The sequence below is a fragment of the Ruminococcus sp. 1001713B170207_170306_F1 genome (assembly GCF_015668065.1).
Lineage (GTDB): Bacteria > Bacillota > Clostridia > Lachnospirales > Lachnospiraceae > Blautia_A > Blautia_A faecis.
Window position 1 is genome coordinate 86,315 of sequence record NZ_JADPEX010000001.1, and the last position, 22,589, is coordinate 108,903.

Consider the following 22,589-nt stretch of genomic DNA (forward strand, 5'->3'; position numbering starts at 1 on the left):
TCATGAACGCAGTCGCTTCGTGACCTGTGTTCAAATTATCGAAGCTCCTATGTGTATGATGTCTTTATATTATCATATATAGCTTAACTATTCTATATTCTTCGGATCAAAATAACCTGTTTTTGCAGACATTTGAGTATGCAAATCAGAAAAAGATCCCTTTGCAAAGCGAATGGCTAAAACGCCTCCACTTTACTGGGATCTTTTCATGCATACAATATCAATGTACCTTGACGGTTAATCAGATTTTCCTGTCAAGCGGATATTCCAGGTCCGCTTCGCTACTTGATTCGGTTAAATACTATATTCACCAACTATGCCATCAATATCCGGCATTGGATCATCCGACAGCTGGCAGCTGTCCTTCTGTACCTGGGATTTATTTACAATTATATATGCACTGGCAAACTTCTGAGTCACAAGCTGCAGCTGTTCATCAGTAGTATCCTCTGGCACCATGATAGTAACTGTGCTGTTCTGTAAGTTCACCCAGTCTGCTTCCATTACATCTGGATCAATCCCTTCCAGACAAATTGTTTCGATTCCTGCCAGCATTGCAAATGCTGTCATATTAAGATTTTCAACTCCGCTGCGAATGTGTATTTCCTTCAAATCTTCACATCCGATAAATGCACAACTGTCAATATTCTTCGCATTCACACAGAACTGCTCCAAACCTGTAGCTCCAAAACACTGTACCCCGATTCTGTTTACCTTTCCCTTCCACCATACGGTCTTCAAATTCTTACAGTAATTAAACAGGTAATTGTCCATCTCTCCAACCCCGTTCACAAAAATCACTGTTTTCAATCCCTTACATTCCTCAAATAAACCTTTATTCGTATTTTCCAGAGGTGCATAACAAATCACAGTTTCCAGATCATGGCAGTGGGTAAAAGCACTGTCCTCTATAGACTTCAATGTCTCCGGCAGAATCAGACAGCGCATTGGCAGCCACTCGCCTTCTTTCTGATTGGTTGCCATATCCGAATGCACATAATCTCTTGCACATTCAAAAGCATTATAGGAAATATTTTCTACCGGCACACCACCAATCGTACGCGGTATAATAACATCCACAGATGTTCCGATATACGCAGTAATCGTTCTGCTTGCTTCATCAAACTCAAACTCTTCTTCCGGTAATGCTTCATAAGGCATCTCTGTCAGGCACTCCACGGCTTCTTCCGGAACAGTTTCTTCTGCCCTTACCGGTACCGCAATTCCTGCCAGTATTGCGATTGCAATCACCACAGTCAATATCCTTTTCTTCATTCTGCTGCCCCCTTTCCACAATCAATATTATGCAATCTTTACATTATCAGAATATAGTAAAAGAATTTCATTGTCACTATCATTACAGCCAGTAAAATTATGTTTAATCCAATAATTTTCCTTTACGATATGATCTGACCCAAAAGAATAGGTACACTGAAATTTACAGGACGAAGCAAAATTGCGGAAATAAGAAGCGTTTCTCGATTTCATTTCTGATTTCGAAAAACGCTATTTAAATGGCGGGTTCTGAGGGTACCTTGCCATCATTTCTTACCGCAATCGTAATATCTTCCATCAGCGTTCCACTGTTTTGTGCCTAAACTGCATACAATGTAACATCTTTATCCTGAATCGGATATGAACTACCTGGCATATAAATTATTTGTGCGTAAGCATCTTCATTGGTGGCAGGATCCTTTGGCATCTATTTTTTTAAATTTGGTTCTAAAGAAATACGGAGAATTACCTCCAACCTATCAGGTTGTTGGTTTTGACGATTCACCGATTGCGTCAGAATACCTTATACCATTCAGCACGATACATCAGCAAATCGATGTTCTTACTAAAGAAGCCATGGATATCCTCGTCATGCAGATGAAAAACCGTAAAAAGCGTCGCCCAGCTATTATGGAGACCCCCATTCACAAAACAGTACTACCCACTCTAATTAAACGTGAGACAACCATTTTTAGTTTTTATCCAAAAGTCCCGGAATCCACATTACTGGCATTCCGGGACTTTTAACACGACAGCTGTTGACTGCCGGAAATGGTTAATTTGCTTCGTTTTTTACATATTTAAACTATTATTTGCGAATATCTACAAGTCCATTTTTTAGTATATTTTCAGAAAACTCATACGAGGCTCCATCACCGGTTACATTAAGATACAGATTTTCCAGGTCATTTTCATTTACGATCCAGGCCATGTTCAGCTGCACGCTTTCATCTGGCTTTATAGAGGAAATGTAGTTTCCGCCATTGCCATAATTTTCAGAGACATTATAATAAACCATTTCTCCGGTCTTTGCCATGCCATCCCAGGTGATGCGGTCATAGCCATCGCCGGACTGTTCCGTTGGAACGTAAATCTGTACTCTTCCATTTTCCTTTGTCATGGTTAGCAAAGCACCAAGATAAAGCATATGGTCGATTTCCTCATCTGAATTGTTTGTATAGGTCACTGTGGCATAAACCAGTTTCTGGTTCACAGCTTCTGACTTCACAATCTCATCCAGGGAATTGATTCCATCACCAGATTTTACATAATTCAATGTATTTGCAGACAGTTTTCCATCAGCCCCAATTGCTTCTGTCCATTCCTCCGGTATTTTGTCAGGCTCAAGAAGCTGAAGGTCATCTGCGATCTGGATGGAATCCACCTTTGCAGAAATGGTTTTCGTCAGATACTCACCATTTGTGTCTTCCCCAGTCGCATTCAGATCAAAGGTGTCACCGATCTGGTAAACAGGCAGCTCCTTCTCATTTACAGAAGTGATTATTTCATCATCATCATTTTCTATCTTTTCAGCTATCATGTCTTCACTCCAGGTAGGCATCCCGGCAGTTTTTACCATAGTTGTGTTTCCCGTAATCACCAGATTCTCAGCCACCTTTATGGCATCCTCTTTTGATACGTCATCTCCTATGTAGATCATAATCACACGGTATAAATCCGGGCAGACAAGGTAAATTCTCTGGTTAAAAGTTCCACTTTTGGCGATGCTATTATACTTTAGGTATACTCCCTGATATTCTCCAAATGTACGCTCCTCGCTATCAATAACATTCTGATCCTGCACAACCTGTCCCAGATCATTTTTATCCAACAGAACAGATGCAAAGCTAAACCCGCCGGTCTGTTCATGTTCCGGATACTGAAGATGATACTCGTCATTCCAGCTCATGCCTTTTGGAATGTATCTGGCAAACAGATTTACCTCTGGAACCTCATCTGGAAGCATGGTTTCCTTTGCCATGCTATCGGCATCAATTTTAACCGCTACACCATAAGCGCCCTGCTTCTCCAGAAACCAGTGATACAGATTTACACCTGCATATGCTGCTGTGGAAACTGCCAGCGTACAAGCAGCTGCTACAGCTGCGATTTTGGGAATCGTCCATGTTTTTCTTCTTTGAAGATTCATCACCTTTGTATCCTGTATCTGCTTTGCAACCTCATTTTGAATCATTTTATGGATAAAATCCGGTGTTTCGGGAATATCGCTTTTCATATCTTCTAATCTCATACCAGCACCTCCTGCAATTCCTGCCTTAATTTTCCCCTTGCCCTTGCAAGTCTCTTCTGAACAGCACCTTCCGATATTTCAAGGATCTGGGCGATTTCTCTTACGCTGAAATCTTCTATGTAATACAAAATAACGGGCAAACGCAGCTCCTCTTTTAAGGAATTTACAGCGGCATACAATTCGCTGTAATCCTTTGACTTTTCTGATTCCATTTCCAGTCTGTCCTCCAGATCTTCAAACGAAATAAACTTACTGGACTTACGTACGAGGTTGTAACATTCGTTGATCAAAATTCGGATCAACCAGGTACGGGCATATTTATCGTTTTTTAATGTGTCTATTTTGGAAAAAGCTTTTACAATTGTCTCCTGGATAGCATCTGCACAGTCCTGGTCACTGAATAAGATTGTTTTTGCAGTTGAGTATAATTGTCTTTCCGAATCCAGGATCAGATTTCCCAGTTGTTCTTTTGTCATTTAAATACCACCTCTTTTTCATGCCGGCCAGCTTTTTCTTTACATCTATTAGACGCATAGAAAACAAAAATATCCCCCAATAATTCATTTTCGCATAAATAATTATGATAAGCTGACTATGCAAATGCTAAACTAACAGTCCAAAAAAAACTAAACTAATTGTACTCTTGATACCTTCCTTATTTGCAAATTTACAGTAAAATATAGATATAAAGAAAAAGGGAGGTACCAAAGATGAAATTATCACTTTCTGCAAATATAAGCAAGTTGCGAAAAGAACACGCTATGACACAGGAGCAGTTAGCGGAAGCTTTAGGCGTTACCTTTGCATCTGTCTCAAAATGGGAACGGGGAGTTTCCCCAACAAAAGGATATTAGAAACAATCCATGAAACACCTGCTTGCGTTAAAGGAATTACAATAGAATACTATATTTTTTAACATGCATTTCTATATTGATTTGCATGTTTTTAATTTCAAAAGAAAATTTAAAATAAACACTATATAACACTTGACAACAGTTTGTAACTGTTATATACTGTTATCAAGAAAAGAAGGAAGGATATAAAGAATGAAAATTATAATCAATACTTCCCTAATGGTTCCCATATATGAACAGATTGTTGACCAGATTAAAATGCTCATACGCAACGGGGAACTAAAGGAAAACGACAATCTTCCATCTGTCCGTACACTTTCTAAGGAACTAAAAATAAGTGCTTTAACTGTAAAAAAAGCTTACGACAATTTGGAAAGTGAGGGTTTTACGGTTACAGTACATGGAAAAGGCACTTATGTAGCGGCTACAAATACAGAACTGCTTTTGGAAGAACAGAAAAAAGAATTGGAAGCGGATTTGGAGCAGGCTATCCAAAAAGGCAGACGATGTGGTATTAGTGATGAAGATATAAAAAGTTTATTTGAGTTGATATTGGAGGGTTGATGTATGTTAAAAATTGAACACTTGAAAAAGCATTATGATAATTTTTCTCTTGATTGTTCATTAGAGCTTATGTCTGGATGTGTAACAGGCTTGATTGGACAAAATGGTGCTGGAAAAAGCACAACATTTAAGGCGATATTAGGTTTGATTTCAACTGACGGCGGAAATATTACCATACTTGGAAAGGACAGAAAAGACTTCACAGCAAAAGATAAAGAGGAATTGGGTGTAGTATTGTCGGATTCTGGTTTTAGTGGGTATCTGAAGATAAAAGATATTATCCCTATATTGCAGAATATGTACTCAAAATTCGACAAATCACTATTTATAGAACAGGTACAGAAATTTCAACTACCTATGAATAAACAGATAAAAGAATTTTCAACAGGAATGAAAGCAAAATTAAAAGTGCTGGTTGCAATTTCACACAATGCAAAACTGCTGATACTGGACGAACCGACAGCAGGTTTAGATGTAATCGCAAGAGACGAATTGCTTGAAATGTTAAGAGAATTTCTGGAAAAAGATGAAGAACGCTCCATTTTAATCAGCTCTCATATATCCAGTGATTTGGAGTCGCTATGTGATGACCTTTATATGATACATGACGGAAAAATTATTCTGCATGAAGATACGGACGTTCTTCTTAGTGACTATGCTTTATTAAAAGTAGACGCAGAACAATACAGCAAGCTGGATAAACAGTTTATATTGCGTTCCAAAAAAGAAACATATGGATATAGCTGTCTGACAAATCAGAAACAGTATTATATGGAGAATTATCCTAAAATTGCCATTGAAAAAGGTACAATAGATGAAGTCATTACCATGATGATAAGGGGGACAGAACAATGAAAGGCTTATTCGTAAAAGATTTGAAATTGATGATGTTACAGAAAAATTTTCTGTTGCTCATTTTGGCGATTGTAATCGGAATGATGATATTTACTGATGATGTGATATTCCCATTAGGTTTTCTGAGTTTCATTGTATCACTTTTTACAGTAAGCACAATCAGTTATGATGATTTTGATAATGGAAATGCGTTTCTGTTTACATTACCTATTACACGTAATCATTATGTGAGTGAAAAATACTTTCTTGGTCTATTATTGGGGTGTATGGCTTGGGTTTTGGCAACTGTTTTAGGAATAATTACAACTGTATTGAAAGATACATTACCTATTACAGACTTAGTACAGAGTTCATTGATGATTTTACCTATTATGATTGTCGTTCAAGCAATCATGCTTCCTTTTCAGCTAAAATTCGGTGGAGATAAAGGAAGAATTGCTATGATTGGTGCATTTGGCGGTCTGGCAGTAATCACTCTCGTTATCGTGAAAGGAGCAGAAGCCATTTTCAATATTGATTTAGTTAGTCTGTTAGATAATATGCCAACTGTAAGCATGGGAGTTCTTATCGCTATTGCAATTATTATCGCTTTGTTGATGTTATTGGTTTCAATGAAAATCAGTTTGTCAATTATGAACAAAAAAGAATTTTAAAAAGGAGCAATCATATGGACTTTACAATATTGGCTGTTGTACTACTGCTGTGCGGTGGTATTCCTTTAAGGAATAAGATATATAAGGAACGCAAAAAGAAAAAAGAGGATAAAAAGAAAGGTATATAAAGTGGGTGATTTCATGGATAGTATTTTATGTGTTCTTGCCTTGATTGTATTTGCATATTGGTTTTTTATCAAACGTAACAAAAAATAATTGCTGTTGTGAGGAGAATATAAATGAAAAATACTAAATCATGTCCTAAATGTGGCTCAACCGATATTGTTCGTATTCCAGATAACCCTAACCGCCATGCCAGCGGAAATAATATTTACACAAGCACTTATACGCTATTTGGGAAAATCCCTGTAATACGTTATGTTTGTTGTTCATGTGGATATGCAGAAAATTGGGTTGAAAACGAAGAAGAATTAGAAGAAATTAGAAAAACATTTAGATAATTGAAAGGCGGTATTGATGATTATGAAAGAATATAAGTATGTAGAAGTGAAATTTGAGGCAAAAGGTGTGCTATTCCATTCTGCTTCTGAACCAAAAGAAATAATCAACAAATATGCTAAAGAGGGATATTCCTATGTTGGTTTTATTCCTACTTTAATAGATGCACATGGCGGTTTTAGAAGAATTGATTTGATATTTGAAAAATAATCTTTAAAAGCGCAGGTGATACTATGGGAAGATATTAGTAGCAGAATTTTGGGATAATGAAGAACATTATTTCCAGCAAACAGTTGAATGGCTATCGAAAAAGATATGTACCACTCCTGCTTATATACAACAAGACAGGACAGATTTTATAATCAATCCTTTTACTCGTACTGTATCACACAAAACAGGCAATATCATACAGCTTACAGCAAAAGAGTTTGATATACTTTATTTTCTCATTTCTCATAAGGAGCAGGTTTTTACCAAAGAACAGATTTATGAAAATGTATGGGGATATGACTATCCGGCAGACCCTAATAATCTGACTTCATTCATACGAAAATTAAGAAAGAAGATTGAGCCGGAGCCGGACAGACCACGCTATATCGTCATTGTCAGAGGTGTTGGATATAAGTACACGGAAAATGAGGAAATGGTAGGCAAGACAGCAACACCGCCGGAGTGATCCAGACGTGGTGGCGGTCGTAAGACATCAAGCCATGCCAGTTTTGCTGGCAAACGGCTGGTTCACTCTGACGGTGGGGCGAGCGTCAGCGAGCCATAAAGCCCCCGTTATCTAACAGGGGGGTACTATTACAAAAGACAAGAGAAAAAATAAATACAAAACTGCTGATATGCAACGATTTATAAGGTTATAAGAACTTATTTCACTTCACACCATATTCTTTTTACCCGACAGGTCTAAAACAGCATATCAATAGAAAATAAATATAAGATACAAGGTGTATGCTCCTATGAGTATATGCCTTTTTTGATTGGAGGAATGAAGCATGAATGATATAGAATTTATTGAAACATTAAAGCAAAAGAGAAATGCCTGTGATTATTCGCAATCACGACTGGCACAGGAATTGCAAATTAGCAGGCAGAACTTAAATGAAATTGAAAACGGAAAAACAAAAGCCAGTAAAGAAATGAAACATATACTTTTACATTATCTTGATTATTGTAATTGTACACAGCCTTTCACTTTAACGATTGACTATCTGCGTGTTCGTTTTCCTACCACAGACGCATTGGAAATTATAAAAAATGTACTGGCAATGAAAAGCGAATATTTTATACATGAAGATTACGGAATGTTTGGTTATGAAGAACAGTATATCTATGGGGATATTAGTGTAAATGCTTCTAAAGATAGTTCTATGGGTGTTTTATTGGAATTAAGAGGTATGGGGTGTCGAAACTTGGAATATGTTTTACAGGCAAGAGGGATAGACTGGTATTACTTTTTAAGCAGTTGTATAGATTATCAAGGTGTTTTTAAACGCATAGATTTGGCGGTCAATGATATGGGCGGATTGCTGGATATAGAAATTCTAAGGGAACGTTATTATGCCAACAAGGTATGGAAACGTTCAAGAACCCATGAAGCAGTAGACAGCGGAAAATTATCGGGTACACATGGAGATACTGCAAAAACTTTTTATATCGGTTCAAAGAATAGTTCTATTTACTTTTGCTTGTATGAAAAAGAAAAGGAACAAAAAAGCAAAGGTATAAAAACAGACATTAAGAACCGATTTGAAATTCGTTTAAAAAGTGGAAAAGCAGAACAAACGATAGAACAACTTGTTTTTTCAAGAAATCCCGAACAGACCATAGCAAGCCTTATCCTCACACAGATAGATTTTCCCGTTTATATTTTATGGGATATATTTTTAGATAATGTAACGACTTCACTTCCGTTTATTATGACGCCTGTTGCTGTCAATATGGATAAAACAAAACGTTGGTTAGAAAGACAGGTCATGCCCTCTTTATTGATGATAAAAGAGATTGAAAAGCAAACAGGAGCAAATTATCTGGAAGAAATCGACAGACATACAAGACTAACAGAAAAGCAGGAATTAAAAATTAAACAAATGACAACAGACATAGCAGATATGATTGAGAAAGATACCGCTGTTCCACAAGGGAATGACGGTATTTTTTAATTTCTTCAAAAAATCTGCAACAAAACGGCTACTTGCGTACAGATATGGTGCGAGGAAAGGAAATCTAACTTTTTTTCAAAACTACTCATTAAATCGAGGTTTCCATTCCCTATATGGAGTGAAAGAAGAAAATATTTTCATTCTCAACTTAACCTTTGGCAGTTGCCGTTCCCTATATGGAGCAAAGAAAATCTTTCATTCCATAGTTGGCAATAACGGTGTTGCATGGGTAGTTAGGGTATGAAAAGAAGTTTTTTCATCAGCAACTTAGCAGAATGACACTTTCTTTCCCTATATGGTACAGGAAAAGAAAAAAGTTTTGAATATTGGTTACGCTTTTGCTCTTTTCCAACGCGATATATAGGAAAGACGATTTTCTTCTTTTGTGTTCTTTGACAACTGAATAAAGCAATTCAATACCTTAGACAGACAGCGAGCCGTTGAAACAGATACGCCATGACCTTTCTCCAGCAAAAGCGAGCGATAACCTATTTGTGTTCCTGTAAAAGATTTGTCCTCTTTTATCGCCATGACCTGTCCTGTCTGATAATGATACTCCCGTACAGCCACAGCTTGAGCGTTCAGAGCGTCGCACGCAATGGGTACGGCTACATAAGAACTATGCAGAGGTGGAACTCCTGTGGGCTATGACAAATGCCATTGAATTGTTTAGAAAAGATTTTTACAGAAAGGGGGGTATGTGTTATTGCTGATATTGTAAAAACAAGGCAAGAAAAGACAAATAATAAGCGTGGCATTGGCAACAGAGGAAAAACAAAGATTGTTGTAAAAGAGCATTTTTCTGAAAAGGGAAAGACAATGGAAGAACTTCTGACTGATGTTATGCTTGAAAAGGCAAAGCAGACAATCGCATAAATTCGGTGCAGTTGTAAGAAATAGATTGAATGTGAAAAATAACCCATGTTATACTTTACTTGCAAGCAGGTATTGTAAACATGGGTTAGTTATAAAGGAGGATAACTGACAATGAAACAACAGATTTACAATACTGCACTTTATCTTAGGTTAAGCCGAGATGATGAATTACAGGGCGAAAGTTCCAGCATTACCACACAAAGAAGTATGTTGCGTCTATATGCAAAAGAACATCATTTGAATGTGATTGATGAGTATATTGATGACGGCTGGTCGGGAACAAATTTTGAAAGACCGAGTTTTCAAAGAATGATTGAAGATATAGAGGCAGGAAAAATCAACTGTGTTGTAACGAAAGACCTTTCCCGACTTGGCAGAAATTATATTATGACAGGACAATATACAGAATTGTATTTTCCCAGCCATAATGTCCGTTACATAGCGATTGACGACGGGGTAGACAGCGAAAAAGGCGAAAGTGAGATTGCACCATTTAAAAATATCATCAATGAATGGGTGGCAAGAGATACAAGCCGTAAAGTGAAATCGGCATTTAAGACAAAATTTGCAGAGGGTGCGTATTATGGGGCTTATGCTCCGTTAGGATATAAGAAACACCCCGACATCAAAGGAAAACTGCTGGTTGATGAGGAAACAAAATGGATTGTTGAAAAAATCTTCTCCCTAGCCTATCAAGGTTACGGTAGTGCAAAAATCACAAAGGTACTGCGAGAAGAAAAAGTTCCGACAGCGTCTTGGCTGAATTTCACAAGGTACGGTACTTTTGCACATATCTTTGAGGGAAAGCCCGAAAGCAAGCGTTATGAGTGGACGATTGCTCATGTCAAGGCAATTTTAAAAAGTGAAGTCTATATCGGAAACAGCGTTCATAATCGACAATCAACAGTTTCATTCAAGAGCAAGAAAAAAGTGCGTAAGCCCGAAAGTGAATGGTTTCGAGTAGAAAATACCCACGAACCGATTATTGACAAAGAAGTGTTCTATCGTGTGCAGGAACAGATAAAATCAAGGCGTAGACAGACAAAGGAAAAAGCAACGCCGATATTTGCAGGGCTTGTCAAGTGTGCGGATTGTGGCTGGTCTATGCGGTTTGCGACAAATAAGGCAAATAAAACGCCATACAGTTATTATGCTTGCAGTTACTACGGACAGTTTGGCAAAGGTACTTGTTCTATGCACTATATCCGTTATGATGTGTTGTATCAAGCCGTATTGGAACGATTGCAGTATTGGGCTAAGGCAGTACAGCAAGACGAAGAAAAGGTGTTGAATAAGATACAAAAGGCTGGGAATGCAGAGCGAATACGGGAAAAGAAGAAAAAGGCAAGTGCCTTGAAGAAAGCCGAGAACCGACAAAATGAGATTGACCGCTTGTTTACGAAAATGTATGAAGATAGAGCCTGTGAGAAGATAACGGAACGAAACTTCATCATGCTGTCGGGGAAATATCAAAAAGAACAGATAGAACTGGAACAGCAGATAACCAACCTAAGAGAAGAATTAAGTAAAATGGAACAGGATATGATAGGTGCTGAAAAGTGGATTGAGTTAATTAAGGAGTATTCCGTACCAAAGGAACTGACAGCACCGTTGTTAAATGCAATGATAGAAAAAATCCTTATTCACGAAGCAACAACGAATGAGGATAACGAAAGAATACAGGAAATAGAGATATACTACCGATTTATTGGAAAAGTAGACTGATAATGAGGGGTCATATCTTTAACTAAGGGAAACTGGTGTGGCGACGCCGGAATTAAACCTGATTGCGGAGATGGCAGATCTGTTTGAGGTGTCTATCGATGCGCTTATCGGATACCAGTTTAGAAACAATAACAGAGAAACTGTAATTACAAGGCTGAAGCAGTATTCTCACGACAGAGATACTGAGGATGTTTTTTCTGATGTTGAAAAGGCATTACAGTGTTATCCGAATTGTTTTGATGTTGTTTATTACAGTGCCAGAATCTACCGTTTAAGAGGACTGACGCAAAAGAATGCTGCTTATTCAAAGAAGGCGCTTTCCCTTTGTGAACGTGCATGTATACTGATCGGACAAAACAAAGATCCGGAGATAAGTGATGTTTCTGTTCGCAGGGAAATGGCTGAAATCCATTTTGCGCTTGGGGAATATGACAAAGGAATTGCATTATTGAAAGAGAACAATCCATGTCGGCTGAACCACTCTTCGATTGGAATGGTGCTTGCGTCCTCTTGCAATGATCCGGAGGGAGCACTTCCCTTTTTATCGAGGGCATTATTAGATTTAACTGTGACGCACTTTGAAATTGTGGTGGGATATATGAATGTTTTCTGTAAGACAAAAGATTATGCAAATGCTCTAGCTCTTGTGGATTGGGCTCTTGCCTTTTATCCCGGGCTAAAAGATCCCAAAAACAGGGATATATGGACAAAAGCGAAGCATTTCTTTGGGCACTGCGAGCGGATGTTCTGCTGTCGCTGTGTAAAAAAGAAGAAGCAATCAACAGCCTTCGGCGAGCAAAGGATGTTGCATTGCACTTCGACGAATCACCAAATTACGATGTTTCAAGTATCCGATTTGTTTTCTGTAAGACTCCTGCAAGCGCTTTTGATGATTTTGGTGATACTGCCATGATTGGGGTTGATGAATTTATCAAAAGCCAGGAAAAAAGCGAGCTGAGCAATTTATGGAAGTGTGTCAGGGATGAATAACAATTACAAAGCCAAATGAAAAACTATACTGTGCAGTTTTATAAAAAGGGGGGCATGCTTTACGATTTTGCAATATACAACACACCTAATGTGCCAGGTCCACAATGACTTGATATAACACCACCTGCCCTGGTTTCCAATATCTCATCAAAAACGCCAAGCTCTTCCAGATAAGCCCGCACTTTCTCTACAGTTTCCTGTTTACAGCCAGAATGTGTTATGAATACACGTTCTGGTCTCGCATTTTTTAAATCTTTTTCCATATCTTTAACATAGTCCATGATAACAGAATCAATTTTTCCCCGGTATTTCTTAGAAGCATTCATAGCGCCATTTTCTACTACAATCCTGGGGTGCAGTTTTAAAACACCGCCGGCCATAGCCGCTACTGCATTGCAGCGTCCACCACGGTATAAATAGGTAAGGGTATCTACCACAAAGCTTGCTCTCACATTTGGTTTTAACCGCTCTATCTCAGAAACAATCTGGGAAGCTGTCCGGTTATTCTTTGCCATAATTGCAGCCTCTATTACAAGAAGACCGATACCTGTAGAAAGATTTGCAGAATCGATTACCTTTATCCTGTCAGAAGCCCCCAGCTCTTCAGCAGCAAGGCGCATCACATTTCCAGAGGTGGACATACCTGCTGAAATAGAAAAGCAGACAATTTCTCTTCCAGCCTCTGCATATGGGCGGAAAAGTTCCATGGCATCTGCCAGGGCAGGAGCAGAAGTTTTAGGCGTTGTCTTATTTGCGTCAGACCAGGTATAAATCTGATCCGGGGTAATGTTTTTTCCATCCCCATATTCTTTATCACCCAGAAGAATATGAAGCGGAAGAATGTCAATCTCGTATTTTCTCAATAATTCCTGCGAAAGGTCGCAGGTACTGTCTGAAATAATTTTTACCATATTCGTTTCTCCTCTGCCAACTCATTTTCTATCAGATTCCCGGCCTGCAAGAGCCAGAAATTTTTTATCAGACTGTATTCCCTGTGTCAGAAACCTTCCATCTCTGAATAGCGCATACGTTGTCACCGGTGCCGGAACGTTCTGTGCAGCTTTTCTGCTTGTAACATGAATTACCTTTAAAGAAATATTGTGTTCTTTTGCCACTTCCACTACACGAGGCACCCAGTAACAGGTAAAAGGACATTGATCTGTATAATAGAGAACAAATCCTTCCTCTTCTACTTTCGGGTGTCTTGCACATTCTTTGAATTTTGACGGCTCAGTATCTGTGTCAAATGGTAAATACATAAGATTGATTCCGCAGTCCGAAGTATCTGCAACAGAAAATCCCTTAAATTTTAAATATTTCGGGTCTGCCAGAAATTCTTTTTTTCGTCCTTCTGAAGACAGAATACAGACTCCCTTTTTCTCTTGTTCTTTTGCATCACGAATGCATTCATTCAGCAAATCATTGGAATAGCCGTGTCCTTTCATGGAACCGGAAACCCATAAGCAGTTAATGTATATATATCCGTCTGCATCAATGGGCACCCAGGCATTCTCAGCAGGAATATATTCAATAAAACACTTTCCGCGCTCTGCACTCCGATAAAAAACCAATCCTTCTTCAAAACGCTGTTTTAACCACTCTTTTTTTACGATACTGTTTTTTCCTGACATAGCACAGCAGATATGTTCCTTGTCAATGTTTTCTTTTGTAATTCTAATATAATGCATAATATCACCTTTCCCAGATATCATGATTGCTTAAATAACCTTGATCTAACACGCTTTCATAGCTTCCAGAGCCAGTTCATGACTCTCTGGCGTTACTCCTGCGCAACAGAGCGAATCTACAATGATTGGCACTTCCGGCAAAAATGGCTTCCAAAGGTAGTTTTATCAATGAGACCAGATTCCAGAAGCTCTGCAATCTCCTCCCTGATTTCCCAACCATAGGTACCGCGGATGCAATGCTCTACAGGAAGCCATATGAAATACGGCATGTTTTCTAAAAAGCCTATTTAAGCTAACTATATCACGTTATTGAGATTTCGTATACTGCAATAGGCTGATTTCAGCGTATATATTTTTGAAATTTTATATTTTCTATTGCATAAAAATAAGCCATTCAGTCAGAATTGCATCCAACCAAATGGCTACTTATATCAGTTTTCTCCTGCCATTTTTTTTGACATACCCAAATAAAACACAGCGCAAAATACCAGAGCAAAAACAACACCAAATACATTCTGAATCACCCTGAGACTGACTGCACCCTTTAATCCATAACTCTCTGCAGCGATAGCCAAAGCGCCAAATGTATTAAATACAGCCTGCCAGCCATATTTTGCGGAAAATCCTACACCGATTCCGCCAAGGATTCCTATATATGCATAGATGGATGACGGAAGCAGGAAATACAATGCTGTAAAACAAAGAACTCCTGCAATATTTCCCACAATTCTTTTCTTCACTCTGTACTGCATGTCTTCCATAAACGGTAAGATCGCTGACATAGCTGCAATACCTGCCCACATTGCACGTGGCATTTTAAAAAGCTCTGCAATACAAAGTACAGCCGGTACACACAGGATCTGGCATAACTGCCATTTTGTCCTGGAAGAAGAGAGATCAAATTCCTGCAGTACATCCTGTATCTTTCTTTTATAAACCCGGTTTCTGTGATTCCGATAAAATACCAGACAGGTAAGTACAGCTCCTGCTGCCATTCCCACCAGTCTCATCTCATAGCTTTTCCCTGTTACGTCATATCCATACAGCAACAGATATCCAAGAACGAGTGTGGACTGATTAAACATAAATGGATTATGACAGCCGAACAGAATCAGCACTGCCAATGCAGCAATATTTAACAGCATTCCCGGTACCGGGGAAAGCTGATTTGCCAGATGTGGACACACAGTCATAACTGCGAAAAACAAAGCCAGAAGTATGGTAGACTGTCCGGTATGGATTCCGAGATCGGCATTTCGAAATACCATAAGACATAATAAGACAACGACACCTACAATACTGTTCTCATTTCCAAGCAGAATGCTGAAAATAGTAACAAATAAAAAACAAAACGCCATTGTGACCGCTACCTTCGCCATATATACAAACAGATGATAGATTTTTTCTTTTGCGGTCTCACTTTTTTTCAGCAGGTCTTTTGAACCTGCCTGATTCAACTGAAGTTCCTGATAAAATGTCATATAGCACCTCCCGTTTTTATGCAAATAGGCATTTTATCACAAACAGGAAGGTAATTCAAGAATGATTTTTAAGGAAATAATTACCTGGCCAGACTATTGCTTTCAATTCTGATCATACGATATCCGATTCCAATATGCGTCTGGATGTATTGCACACCATTTTTTTCTGGTTCCAGTTTTTTTCGAAGTGTTGCCATAAAAACGCGGAGGGAAGCAATATCATTTTCAGAACACTGTCCCCAGATCTGCTGGGTAATAAATGTATGTGTCAATACTTTTCCCACATTACGGGATAAAAGGCAGAGCAGCTTATACTCAATAGGAGTCAGATGTAATTCTTCACCCTTCAGATATGCACAGCCAGCCGAATAATCGATCTCTAATTCACCATTTTTAAAAACAGAGGTTTCCTGCTGTTCTCCGGTCTGCGTTATTGCAAGTCTCCTTTGCGTAACACGAATACGCGCAAGCAATTCCTCCACGGAAAACGGTTTTGTAATATAATCATCTGCACCAGCGTCCAGTGCTTCAATTTTATCTGTATCCTCACTTCTGGCACTGATCACAATAATCGGCATGTTCGACCAGGTACGGATTTTCTTTATTACCTCTACCCCTTCCATATCTGGAAGCCCGAGATCAAGAAGAACAATATCCGGATGATGAGAGGAAGCTTCCAGAATGGCCGAAGAACCATTCTCTGCTGCCAGATATTTATAGTCATGTGTTTTTAGCGTCGTAATGATCAGATTTCTTATAGGTCTGTCATCCTCAACCACCAGAATTAATGTTTTATTCATTCAATGTCACCTCACTTAAAGGTAAAGTAAAAGTAAAATTACATCCATGGGGATCATGGTCCGTCAGAATCAGGGTTCCGTCATGGGCTTCTATAATAGAGTGACAAAGCGCCAGCCCCAGTCCCAGACTTCGGTGACTATCCGCAACTGTTGTTTTGCCGGTATAAAACATCTGGAAAATATGCGGCTTCATTTCTTCCGGAATCCCAGGTCCATTATCCTCCACGCTTATCTGCGCTTTTCCATCTGTTTTAGTTCCCCGGATGCTGATTACAGTACCTGGCGACGTATATTTTATGGCATTGTCAATTAAATTTACCAGAACCTGTATAATAAGGCGGACATCCATACGTGCAAGAACAAGTTCTTCACAGTCAGTTACGATTTTATAATCGTCATGCTTCCGGCTGATATGCCGCAGAGCCTCTGCGATCACCTCATCAAGCAGCTGATCTGTAAATTTGAATTTCAGTCTTCCATCATTTAGCCTGGTAATGGAAAGCAGATTCTCCACAACTCCGATCAGCCATTCAGAATCATCATAAATGTCCGTATAGATCTGATGCTTTGTAGCTTCATCCAGCCGTTCACTGTTGCTAAGAAGCATGTCTGCATTGCCCGAAATAGAGCAAAGGGGAGTTCGAAGATCATGGGAAATTGCCCGAAGAAGATCTGCCCGCAACTGTTCATTTTTTGCTATCACTGCATTTTTCTCTTTTTCCATGGCATTTTGTGCGTTTTCCATTGCAAGTGCACATTCATTTATCACGGACAGCAGGATGCTGTATTCAAAAGAGTCCAGTGTTTCTTTCTGCAGCGGTATTCCTATTACTCCATAAACATTGTTCCCGCTCCGGATTGCCAGATATAAGCATTTGGCCTGTGGAAAATGATGTGTGGATGCGCCGGCACGCTGTCTGTTTTCATAAGTCCATCTGGCTATTTTCTGTTCTTCAGGTGTTAAAAAATCTTCCGCGTCCTCTCTCTCCTCACCAGAAAAAAGCTTTCCATCTGATAAAGCTCCGTTTTCTACTACATATGCTGTAATATTACGGTTTAGCAGGCGAAGGAGCTGTGTACAGGTAACATCAAGAATCTCTATCTCGCCTTTAGCCTTTTGCAGCAAACGGTCTGTGTCAAACAAAATCTGTGTACGAAAGGCAAGCTGTGCAGAAAGCTTTGCATGTGTTTTCAGCTTTGCCGCAAGTGCCCCTGTAAGTACGGATGAAATTAGCATTATGAGAAAGGTCACCGGATAACCCACTGCATAGGTCTGAAAAGACATCCTTGGTTCTGTCAGAAAAAAGCAAAATAAAAAGACACTTAAGAAAGAACCGGCTACACTGCATAGATAACCATCTGTCACAATGGAAGTAAGCAAAACCCCCAGAATGTATATGGTTACAATATTCGTGTCCGTGAAATCCAGCTTCTGAAACAGCAGACCAATCAAAGTACATACTGCAAATATAAAAACTGTCAGAAAATAATCCTTTGCAGACGGTTTTTCCATATACCATGTAAATGACCGTTTCTGGTAGTTTCCTGTTTTGACCGTATCCGGAATAATATGGATATCAATATCTGGTACAATTTCAATCAGTTTTTCTGTCAGAGTCACTTTACTGAAAAAATGATTTCGTCGGGCATTACTTTGTCCAATCACAATTTTAGTAACATTTGATAGTCTGGCATACTCTGCGATCTGTACCGGTATGTTTTCCCCATGAGTCATTACGATTTCTGCTCCCAGATTTTCTGCATACCGAATATGTTCTTCCAGTTTTTCTTTATCTAAGTCTTCTGATTTTGTGCCAGTGCGAACGTACAAGGCTGTAAAACGTGCCTGCAACGCATTCGCCATTTTTGCCGCTGTATCTATTATTTTCTTATTGGAGGGTGCTGCTGACAGACAAACAAGGATATGTTCATCTGTTTTTTTATTATCCTCTTCAATTCCAAGACTCATCCTGCCAGTCCCCTTTTTCTGCCTTTTTTGCAATTATATCATGCGACTGTATTATGGTCAAAATTCTTTTTTTCATACCCGGACTGTCCATCAAAAATTATAATTTCAGCTTCCTTATATTCAATTTTACACTCATGAATCTCTCTTAACAATTCTTCATCTGAAAGAGTATTCAAAAACAATGTCTTCGATGACTGCTGTTTTTCTTCCATATTTTCCTGAATTTCGCCCCAAAACTGATCTGCTTTATTTGCAATATAAAATCCAAGTCCAAACATACAAAATACAGTAACTGCCAATATTCCTTCTGCCATTGTCTTCACCTCTATAGCAGCCTCTCCATAACAAATGACTATATTCTGAAACATTTCTGAAGGGCTCTGTATTCTCCTAACACCAGTAATTTATGATTCTCTTCAAAATACGTATCCGGTGAAATTGCAATACCAAATTCTCCTTCATTTTTTACTGCCAGAATATTAATATTGTAGCGTTTTCTGATATCCAGTTCTCCTACTGTTTTTCCAACCCATTCTTCCGGCACTTCCACTTCAAAAATCGCATGGGATGCATCCACCTCCATATAGTCGAGGATGTGATCATCTGTGTAACGGATCGAGGCCCACTTTGCAACCTGCTTTTCCGGGTAAACCACTTTATCCGCACCATTGCGCAAAAGGAATTTTTCCTGAACATCACGCTCAGCCCTGGATATCACCAGTTTCGCTCCCAGTTCTTTCAGAAGGGAAGTTGTTTCAAGAGAATTCTGAAAGCTTCCTCCAATGGTTACAAAACAGATATCGTAATTTCCTATTCCAAGGGAACGTAAAAATTCAGCATTGGTACTGTCACCAATCTGCGCATTGGTCACAAATGGTAATGCTTTATCTACTCTCTCCTCATTCCAGTCAACTGCCATAATTTCATGTCCCAGCTGATTCAGCTGCTTAGCAATATGTCTTCCAAATCTTCCAAGTCCAATAAGCAATACATTTTTCATAATTATATTTTCTCCTTCTTATCCAACTGTTATTTTCTCCAGAGGCAGTTTTGCATTTCCCCTGTTTCTTCCTGAAAGCACCGCATAAATCAGAGTCAGACCACCTACACGCCCTAAATACATCAGTATAATCAGCACAATTTGCGAAAACATATGAAGCTTCGGTGTAATTCCCAACGTGAGTCCTACTGTTCCCACAGCTGAAGCAGCTTCATACAGGCAGTCTAAAAGAGGAAGTTCTTCATATATACTGATTGCAAGTCCGCCGCAAAAAAATAACGTAAAATAAAGCATGGCTATTGTCGCCGCATTTTTTATCACATGGTATTCCAGCCTCCTGCCAAAAGCCCCTGCATTTTCCTGGCTTCGGAATGTGGCAATTGCATTTAACAAAAGAACTGTAAACGTTGTGGTTTTCATTCCACCAGCTGTAGAACCAGGTGAACCGCCAATCAGCATTAACAATATCATAACAGCTTTTGAGGCTTCACTCATCTTTGAAATATCAATCGTGTTAAATCCGGCAGTTCTTGTAGTTACCGATTGGAACGCCGCAGCTAATAAGCGATTCCCTGCGGATAGATTTTTTAAATCACAGGTGAAGAAAAAAATAATCGGAATTAAAATCAGGCATGCAGTAGTCACAAGGATAATCTTGCTTTGCATGCGATAACGTTTAAACTTCATTTTGTTGGTATAAATATCGTCCCAGGTGAGAAAACCGATTCCCCCTATGATGATCAGAAGCATAATCACTACATTTATAAGAACATTTGCAGAATACCCTGTCAGGGAAGGAAAAGGATTTGCAGATGTTCCCAGAATATCAAAGCCTGCATTACAAAAAGCGGAAATAGAATGAAAGACTGACAGCCAAATTCCCTTTCCTTTGTAATCCCATAAAAAAACCGGCAGCAGTAACACTGCCCCTGCAGCTTCAATCAAAAATGTCCCCTTTAAAATAAACCTTGTCAATCTGACGATTCCGCCAACCTTAGGCGCGGAAATCGCATCCTGCATGGTACTTCTCTGCATAAGGGATATTTTTTTACCGGAAAGAAGGGAAACAGATGCAGCCACCGTTACCACTCCCAGACCGCCTATTTGTATGAGTATAAGAATAATCGTCTGTCCTGCCAGAGACCAGTAGCTTCCGGTATCCTTTACTACAAGCCCGGTTACACATACCGCCGAAGTGGCTGTAAAAAGAGCCTCATGAAACGGAGTTGGTATTCTATCTACAGATGAAAATGGAAGCATTAAAAGAATGCTTCCCAAAAGGATCACTCCTGCAAATCCCAGAATTATTAGCTGAAAAGATGTCAGATGTTTTTTCTTATATGATTTTTCCGGCATAAATGATCAAAACTCCTTACGAATGATTACTTTTTTGTTGCACCCATTATATATAATTGCCTTTAAAGATGGTATAAGAGTATCTGATTCTGTATTAAGATTGTATAAAGATGTGTTTCCGCCATATTCAGCCTGAATTCGGTTGCCGTAGCAAAAAAATAAGCCATTCAGTCAGAAACATATCCAACCAAATGGCTTTTATTCTTATCTTCTATCCAGTATTTTATCAAATCGCCTGAAGAAAGTTGAAGTTGTAATGATTGCTGCCAGTATATCGCTGATTGGTTCAGCCAGAAAAACGGCAAATACCTTATTCTGAATGAAAAGCGGCAGAATAAAGATCAGCGGAATCAACAGGATCAGTTTTCTTAAGCATGCAAGCAGCAGACTGACTTTCGCCTGTCCCAGTGCCATAAAGCTCTGCTGACAGGAAACCTGGAATCCCAGTGAAAAAATACCAGCCATATAGATTCTCAGTGCCCATGCGGTATACGTGATCAGATCCGTATCATTGGAGAAAATACCTGCAAAGAGCCTGGGAAACAGAAGCATGATCAGCCAGAAGCAGCCGGTAAAAACCGTGCAGACTGTAAACTGCGTAAAAAATGCTTTTTTAACACGCTCTTTATTGCCGGCACCGAAATTATAACTCATGATCGGCTGTCCGCCCTGGCATATTCCCTGCAGCGGTAAGGTTGCAAGCTGGCTGACACTTGTGATAATGGTCATGGCTCCAACCGCAAGATCTCCGCCATATCTTGAAAGGCTGGAGGTGAAACTGATGGACAGAATACTTTCTGTAGACAACATGACAAAAGTGGATATTCCAAGCCCCAGGCATGGTAAGATAATATTTTTTTGTAATTTGAAATTCTCTTTTCTAAGATGGAGAATGGTCTTTTTTCCTGACAGGAAACGAAGAATCCAGATGGCACCAACAGCCTGGCTCAAAACAGTAGCAATTGCAGCACCGCTTACGCCCAGGTCAAATACAAAAATAAAAACAGGATCCAGAATAATGTTGATCACCGCACCGATCACAGTGGTCATCATACTGATCTTTGCAAATCCCTGTGTGGTGATAAAGGGATTCATTCCCATTACGATCAGGACAAAAATGCTTCCCAGTATATAGATTCTTGCGTATGACACTCCATAAGGAAGGGTCTTATCACTGGCACCAAATATTGTCAGAAGCTGTGGAGCAAAAGCGAAAAAAATCACCGTAAGAGCCACAGCCATAAGAATAAGAAGCGAGAAACAGTTTCCAAGAATCTTTTCCGCTGTCGCATTGTCCTTTTTCCCCATGGAAATTGCGGCTCTGGGAGCACCGCCTGAACCTGCGAGCATGGCAAAGGCATTGATCAGCATAAGAATTGGCGTAAATAACCCCACACCGGTTAATGCTGCCGCACCAACACCGGGAATGTGTCCAATATAAATACGGTCTACAATGTTGTACAAAAGGTTAATGATCTGTGCCACAACAGCAGGAATTGCAAGCTGCGCCAAAAGACGTGGGATTTTTTCCGTTTCCATTGCCTGTGTATTAGATTTACTACTCATATCTGTTTTCTCCTGACAAATTTTTTGACATAAACCAATAAAATATAAACGAATTATGT

General features: G+C 39.2%; 24 protein-coding genes and 1 pseudogene. 12 read left to right on the plus strand and 13 right to left on the minus strand.

Annotation, left to right across the window (positions count from 1 at the left end):
• Nucleotides 1-294: 294 nt before the first annotated feature.
• Nucleotides 295-1,275: a leucine-rich repeat domain-containing protein gene (locus tag I4V84_RS00405; protein WP_195991018.1), complete on the minus strand. Its 981-nt coding sequence runs from the start codon at nt 1,273-1,275 to the stop codon at nt 295-297.
• 360 nt (nt 1,276-1,635) lie between these two features.
• On the opposite strand from I4V84_RS00405, the gene I4V84_RS00410 reads away from it, so the two are divergent.
• A complete protein-coding gene (locus I4V84_RS00410; protein ID WP_207748603.1) occupies nt 1,636-2,022 on the plus strand; it encodes a substrate-binding domain-containing protein in 387 nt (128 codons plus the stop codon).
• Nucleotides 2,023-2,083: 61 nt separating this feature from the next.
• On the opposite strand, the gene I4V84_RS00415 is transcribed toward I4V84_RS00410, so the two are convergent.
• Together I4V84_RS00415 and I4V84_RS00420 are read right to left on the minus strand one after the other, a co-directional pair.
• Entirely contained in the window at nt 2,084-3,526 is a 1,443-nt protein-coding gene (locus I4V84_RS00415; protein ID WP_148462034.1) for a hypothetical protein, read from the minus strand.
• A complete protein-coding gene (locus I4V84_RS00420) occupies nt 3,523-4,002 on the minus strand; it encodes a sigma-70 family RNA polymerase sigma factor (RefSeq protein WP_118578087.1) in 480 nt (159 codons plus the stop codon). The genes I4V84_RS00415 and I4V84_RS00420 overlap by 4 nt, the downstream gene beginning before the upstream one ends.
• Before the next feature lie 234 nt (nt 4,003-4,236).
• Here I4V84_RS00420 and I4V84_RS00425 point away from each other — a divergent pair.
• The 8 genes and pseudogenes from I4V84_RS00425 to I4V84_RS00460 all read left to right on the plus strand — a co-directional run.
• Nucleotides 4,237-4,362 (plus strand): annotated as a pseudogene (locus tag I4V84_RS00425) (helix-turn-helix transcriptional regulator); the annotation flags it as partial.
• Nucleotides 4,363-4,572: 210 nt separating this feature from the next.
• Nucleotides 4,573-4,944: a GntR family transcriptional regulator gene (locus I4V84_RS00430; RefSeq protein ID WP_004611555.1), complete on the plus strand. Its 372-nt coding sequence runs from the start codon at nt 4,573-4,575 to the stop codon at nt 4,942-4,944.
• A 3-nt stretch (nt 4,945-4,947) separates the two neighbouring features.
• Nucleotides 4,948-5,799, plus strand: a complete 852-nt coding sequence (locus I4V84_RS00435) for an ABC transporter ATP-binding protein (protein ID WP_004611556.1) — start codon at nt 4,948-4,950, stop codon at nt 5,797-5,799.
• The gene (locus I4V84_RS00440; protein WP_009320123.1) at nt 5,796-6,452 is read left to right on the plus strand and encodes an ABC-2 transporter permease; all 657 of its coding nucleotides are present in this window, start codon (nt 5,796-5,798) and stop codon (nt 6,450-6,452) included. Before I4V84_RS00435 ends, I4V84_RS00440 begins: the two co-directional genes overlap by 4 nt.
• Before the next feature lie 239 nt (nt 6,453-6,691).
• On the plus strand, nt 6,692-6,913 hold the full coding sequence (locus I4V84_RS00445; protein ID WP_009320125.1) for a hypothetical protein: 222 nt from the start codon (nt 6,692-6,694) through the stop codon (nt 6,911-6,913).
• A 22-nt stretch (nt 6,914-6,935) separates the two neighbouring features.
• Complete coding sequence (locus tag I4V84_RS00450) at nt 6,936-7,121, plus strand: DUF4177 domain-containing protein (RefSeq protein ID WP_044929481.1); 186 nt, start codon at nt 6,936-6,938, stop codon at nt 7,119-7,121.
• A 196-nt stretch (nt 7,122-7,317) separates the two neighbouring features.
• Nucleotides 7,318-7,587: a helix-turn-helix domain-containing protein gene (locus I4V84_RS19750; protein ID WP_227097444.1), complete on the plus strand. Its 270-nt coding sequence runs from the start codon at nt 7,318-7,320 to the stop codon at nt 7,585-7,587.
• Nucleotides 7,588-7,912: 325 nt separating this feature from the next.
• Nucleotides 7,913-9,079: an XRE family transcriptional regulator gene (locus I4V84_RS00460; RefSeq protein ID WP_009320127.1), complete on the plus strand. Its 1,167-nt coding sequence runs from the start codon at nt 7,913-7,915 to the stop codon at nt 9,077-9,079.
• A 330-nt stretch (nt 9,080-9,409) separates the two neighbouring features.
• Here the strand turns inward: I4V84_RS00460 and I4V84_RS00465 are convergent, their stop codons facing one another.
• The gene (locus tag I4V84_RS00465) at nt 9,410-9,610 is read right to left on the minus strand and encodes a hypothetical protein (RefSeq protein WP_154266806.1); all 201 of its coding nucleotides are present in this window, start codon (nt 9,608-9,610) and stop codon (nt 9,410-9,412) included.
• A 129-nt stretch (nt 9,611-9,739) separates the two neighbouring features.
• Here I4V84_RS00465 and I4V84_RS00470 point away from each other — a divergent pair, with 129 nt between their 5' ends.
• The 3 genes from I4V84_RS00470 to I4V84_RS00480 all read left to right on the plus strand — a co-directional run bounded on the left by I4V84_RS00470 (nt 9,740) and on the right by I4V84_RS00480 (nt 12,593).
• Entirely contained in the window at nt 9,740-9,955 is a 216-nt protein-coding gene (locus I4V84_RS00470; RefSeq protein ID WP_055225120.1) for a hypothetical protein, read from the plus strand.
• Nucleotides 9,956-10,066: 111 nt separating this feature from the next.
• On the plus strand, nt 10,067-11,680 hold the full coding sequence (locus I4V84_RS00475) for a recombinase family protein (protein WP_055225116.1): 1,614 nt from the start codon (nt 10,067-10,069) through the stop codon (nt 11,678-11,680).
• Between the two features lie 37 nt (nt 11,681-11,717).
• Nucleotides 11,718-12,593 (plus strand): tetratricopeptide repeat protein, encoded by an 876-nt coding sequence (locus tag I4V84_RS00480; protein WP_195991021.1) that lies wholly within the window; start codon nt 11,718-11,720, stop codon nt 12,591-12,593.
• Nucleotides 12,594-12,729: 136 nt separating this feature from the next.
• Here I4V84_RS00480 and I4V84_RS00485 read toward each other — a convergent pair whose 3' ends face one another.
• The 9 genes from I4V84_RS00485 to I4V84_RS00525 form a co-directional block, all read right to left on the minus strand.
• The gene (locus I4V84_RS00485) at nt 12,730-13,581 is read right to left on the minus strand and encodes a DegV family protein (RefSeq protein WP_173717786.1); all 852 of its coding nucleotides are present in this window, start codon (nt 13,579-13,581) and stop codon (nt 12,730-12,732) included.
• Nucleotides 13,582-13,602: 21 nt separating this feature from the next.
• A complete protein-coding gene (locus I4V84_RS00490; protein WP_173717785.1) occupies nt 13,603-14,358 on the minus strand; it encodes a YoaP domain-containing protein in 756 nt (251 codons plus the stop codon).
• Nucleotides 14,359-14,789: 431 nt separating this feature from the next.
• Nucleotides 14,790-15,839: an FUSC family protein gene (locus tag I4V84_RS00495; protein WP_173717784.1), complete on the minus strand. Its 1,050-nt coding sequence runs from the start codon at nt 15,837-15,839 to the stop codon at nt 14,790-14,792.
• Nucleotides 15,840-15,919: 80 nt separating this feature from the next.
• Nucleotides 15,920-16,639: a response regulator transcription factor gene (locus tag I4V84_RS00500; RefSeq protein ID WP_118578082.1), complete on the minus strand. Its 720-nt coding sequence runs from the start codon at nt 16,637-16,639 to the stop codon at nt 15,920-15,922.
• Nucleotides 16,632-18,608: an ATP-binding protein gene (locus tag I4V84_RS00505; protein ID WP_195991022.1), complete on the minus strand. Its 1,977-nt coding sequence runs from the start codon at nt 18,606-18,608 to the stop codon at nt 16,632-16,634. Before I4V84_RS00505 ends, I4V84_RS00500 begins: the two co-directional genes overlap by 8 nt.
• A gap of 38 nt (nt 18,609-18,646) precedes the next feature.
• Complete coding sequence (locus tag I4V84_RS00510; RefSeq protein ID WP_173735588.1) at nt 18,647-18,922, minus strand: hypothetical protein; 276 nt, start codon at nt 18,920-18,922, stop codon at nt 18,647-18,649.
• Nucleotides 18,923-18,960: 38 nt separating this feature from the next.
• The gene (locus I4V84_RS00515) at nt 18,961-19,608 is read right to left on the minus strand and encodes a TrkA family potassium uptake protein (protein WP_173735587.1); all 648 of its coding nucleotides are present in this window, start codon (nt 19,606-19,608) and stop codon (nt 18,961-18,963) included.
• A gap of 18 nt (nt 19,609-19,626) precedes the next feature.
• Entirely contained in the window at nt 19,627-20,964 is a 1,338-nt protein-coding gene (locus tag I4V84_RS00520) for a potassium transporter TrkG (protein WP_195589872.1), read from the minus strand.
• Between the two features lie 204 nt (nt 20,965-21,168).
• On the minus strand, nt 21,169-22,530 hold the full coding sequence (locus I4V84_RS00525) for an MATE family efflux transporter (protein ID WP_118578079.1): 1,362 nt from the start codon (nt 22,528-22,530) through the stop codon (nt 21,169-21,171).
• Between the last annotated feature and the right edge of the window lie 59 nt (nt 22,531-22,589).

Excerpts from the sequence above, each read along its gene's own strand:
- I4V84_RS00405 (WP_195991018.1), bottom strand. The coding sequence starts at position 1,275 with ATGAAGAAAAGGATATTGACTGTGGTGATTGCAATCGCAATACTGGCA.
- I4V84_RS00410 (WP_207748603.1), top strand. The coding sequence starts at position 1,636 with ATGAACTACCTGGCATATAAATTATTTGTGCGTAAGCATCTTCATTGG.
- I4V84_RS00415 (WP_148462034.1), bottom strand. The coding sequence starts at position 3,526 with ATGAGATTAGAAGATATGAAAAGCGATATTCCCGAAACACCGGATTTT.
- I4V84_RS00420 (WP_118578087.1), bottom strand. The coding sequence starts at position 4,002 with ATGACAAAAGAACAACTGGGAAATCTGATCCTGGATTCGGAAAGACAA.
- I4V84_RS00430 (WP_004611555.1), top strand. The coding sequence starts at position 4,573 with ATGAAAATTATAATCAATACTTCCCTAATGGTTCCCATATATGAACAG.
- I4V84_RS00435 (WP_004611556.1), top strand. The coding sequence starts at position 4,948 with ATGTTAAAAATTGAACACTTGAAAAAGCATTATGATAATTTTTCTCTT.
- I4V84_RS00440 (WP_009320123.1), top strand. The coding sequence starts at position 5,796 with ATGAAAGGCTTATTCGTAAAAGATTTGAAATTGATGATGTTACAGAAA.
- I4V84_RS00445 (WP_009320125.1), top strand. The coding sequence starts at position 6,692 with ATGAAAAATACTAAATCATGTCCTAAATGTGGCTCAACCGATATTGTT.
- I4V84_RS00450 (WP_044929481.1), top strand. The coding sequence starts at position 6,936 with ATGAAAGAATATAAGTATGTAGAAGTGAAATTTGAGGCAAAAGGTGTG.
- I4V84_RS00460 (WP_009320127.1), top strand. The coding sequence starts at position 7,913 with ATGAATGATATAGAATTTATTGAAACATTAAAGCAAAAGAGAAATGCC.
- I4V84_RS00465 (WP_154266806.1), bottom strand. The coding sequence starts at position 9,610 with ATGGCGATAAAAGAGGACAAATCTTTTACAGGAACACAAATAGGTTAT.
- I4V84_RS00475 (WP_055225116.1), top strand. The coding sequence starts at position 10,067 with ATGAAACAACAGATTTACAATACTGCACTTTATCTTAGGTTAAGCCGA.
- I4V84_RS00485 (WP_173717786.1), bottom strand. The coding sequence starts at position 13,581 with ATGGTAAAAATTATTTCAGACAGTACCTGCGACCTTTCGCAGGAATTA.
- I4V84_RS00490 (WP_173717785.1), bottom strand. The coding sequence starts at position 14,358 with ATGCATTATATTAGAATTACAAAAGAAAACATTGACAAGGAACATATC.
- I4V84_RS00495 (WP_173717784.1), bottom strand. The coding sequence starts at position 15,839 with ATGACATTTTATCAGGAACTTCAGTTGAATCAGGCAGGTTCAAAAGAC.
- I4V84_RS00500 (WP_118578082.1), bottom strand. The coding sequence starts at position 16,639 with ATGAATAAAACATTAATTCTGGTGGTTGAGGATGACAGACCTATAAGA.
- I4V84_RS00505 (WP_195991022.1), bottom strand. The coding sequence starts at position 18,608 with ATGAGTCTTGGAATTGAAGAGGATAATAAAAAAACAGATGAACATATC.
- I4V84_RS00510 (WP_173735588.1), bottom strand. The coding sequence starts at position 18,922 with ATGGCAGAAGGAATATTGGCAGTTACTGTATTTTGTATGTTTGGACTT.
- I4V84_RS00515 (WP_173735587.1), bottom strand. The coding sequence starts at position 19,608 with ATGAAAAATGTATTGCTTATTGGACTTGGAAGATTTGGAAGACATATT.
- I4V84_RS00520 (WP_195589872.1), bottom strand. The coding sequence starts at position 20,964 with ATGCCGGAAAAATCATATAAGAAAAAACATCTGACATCTTTTCAGCTA.
- I4V84_RS00525 (WP_118578079.1), bottom strand. The coding sequence starts at position 22,530 with ATGAGTAGTAAATCTAATACACAGGCAATGGAAACGGAAAAAATCCCA.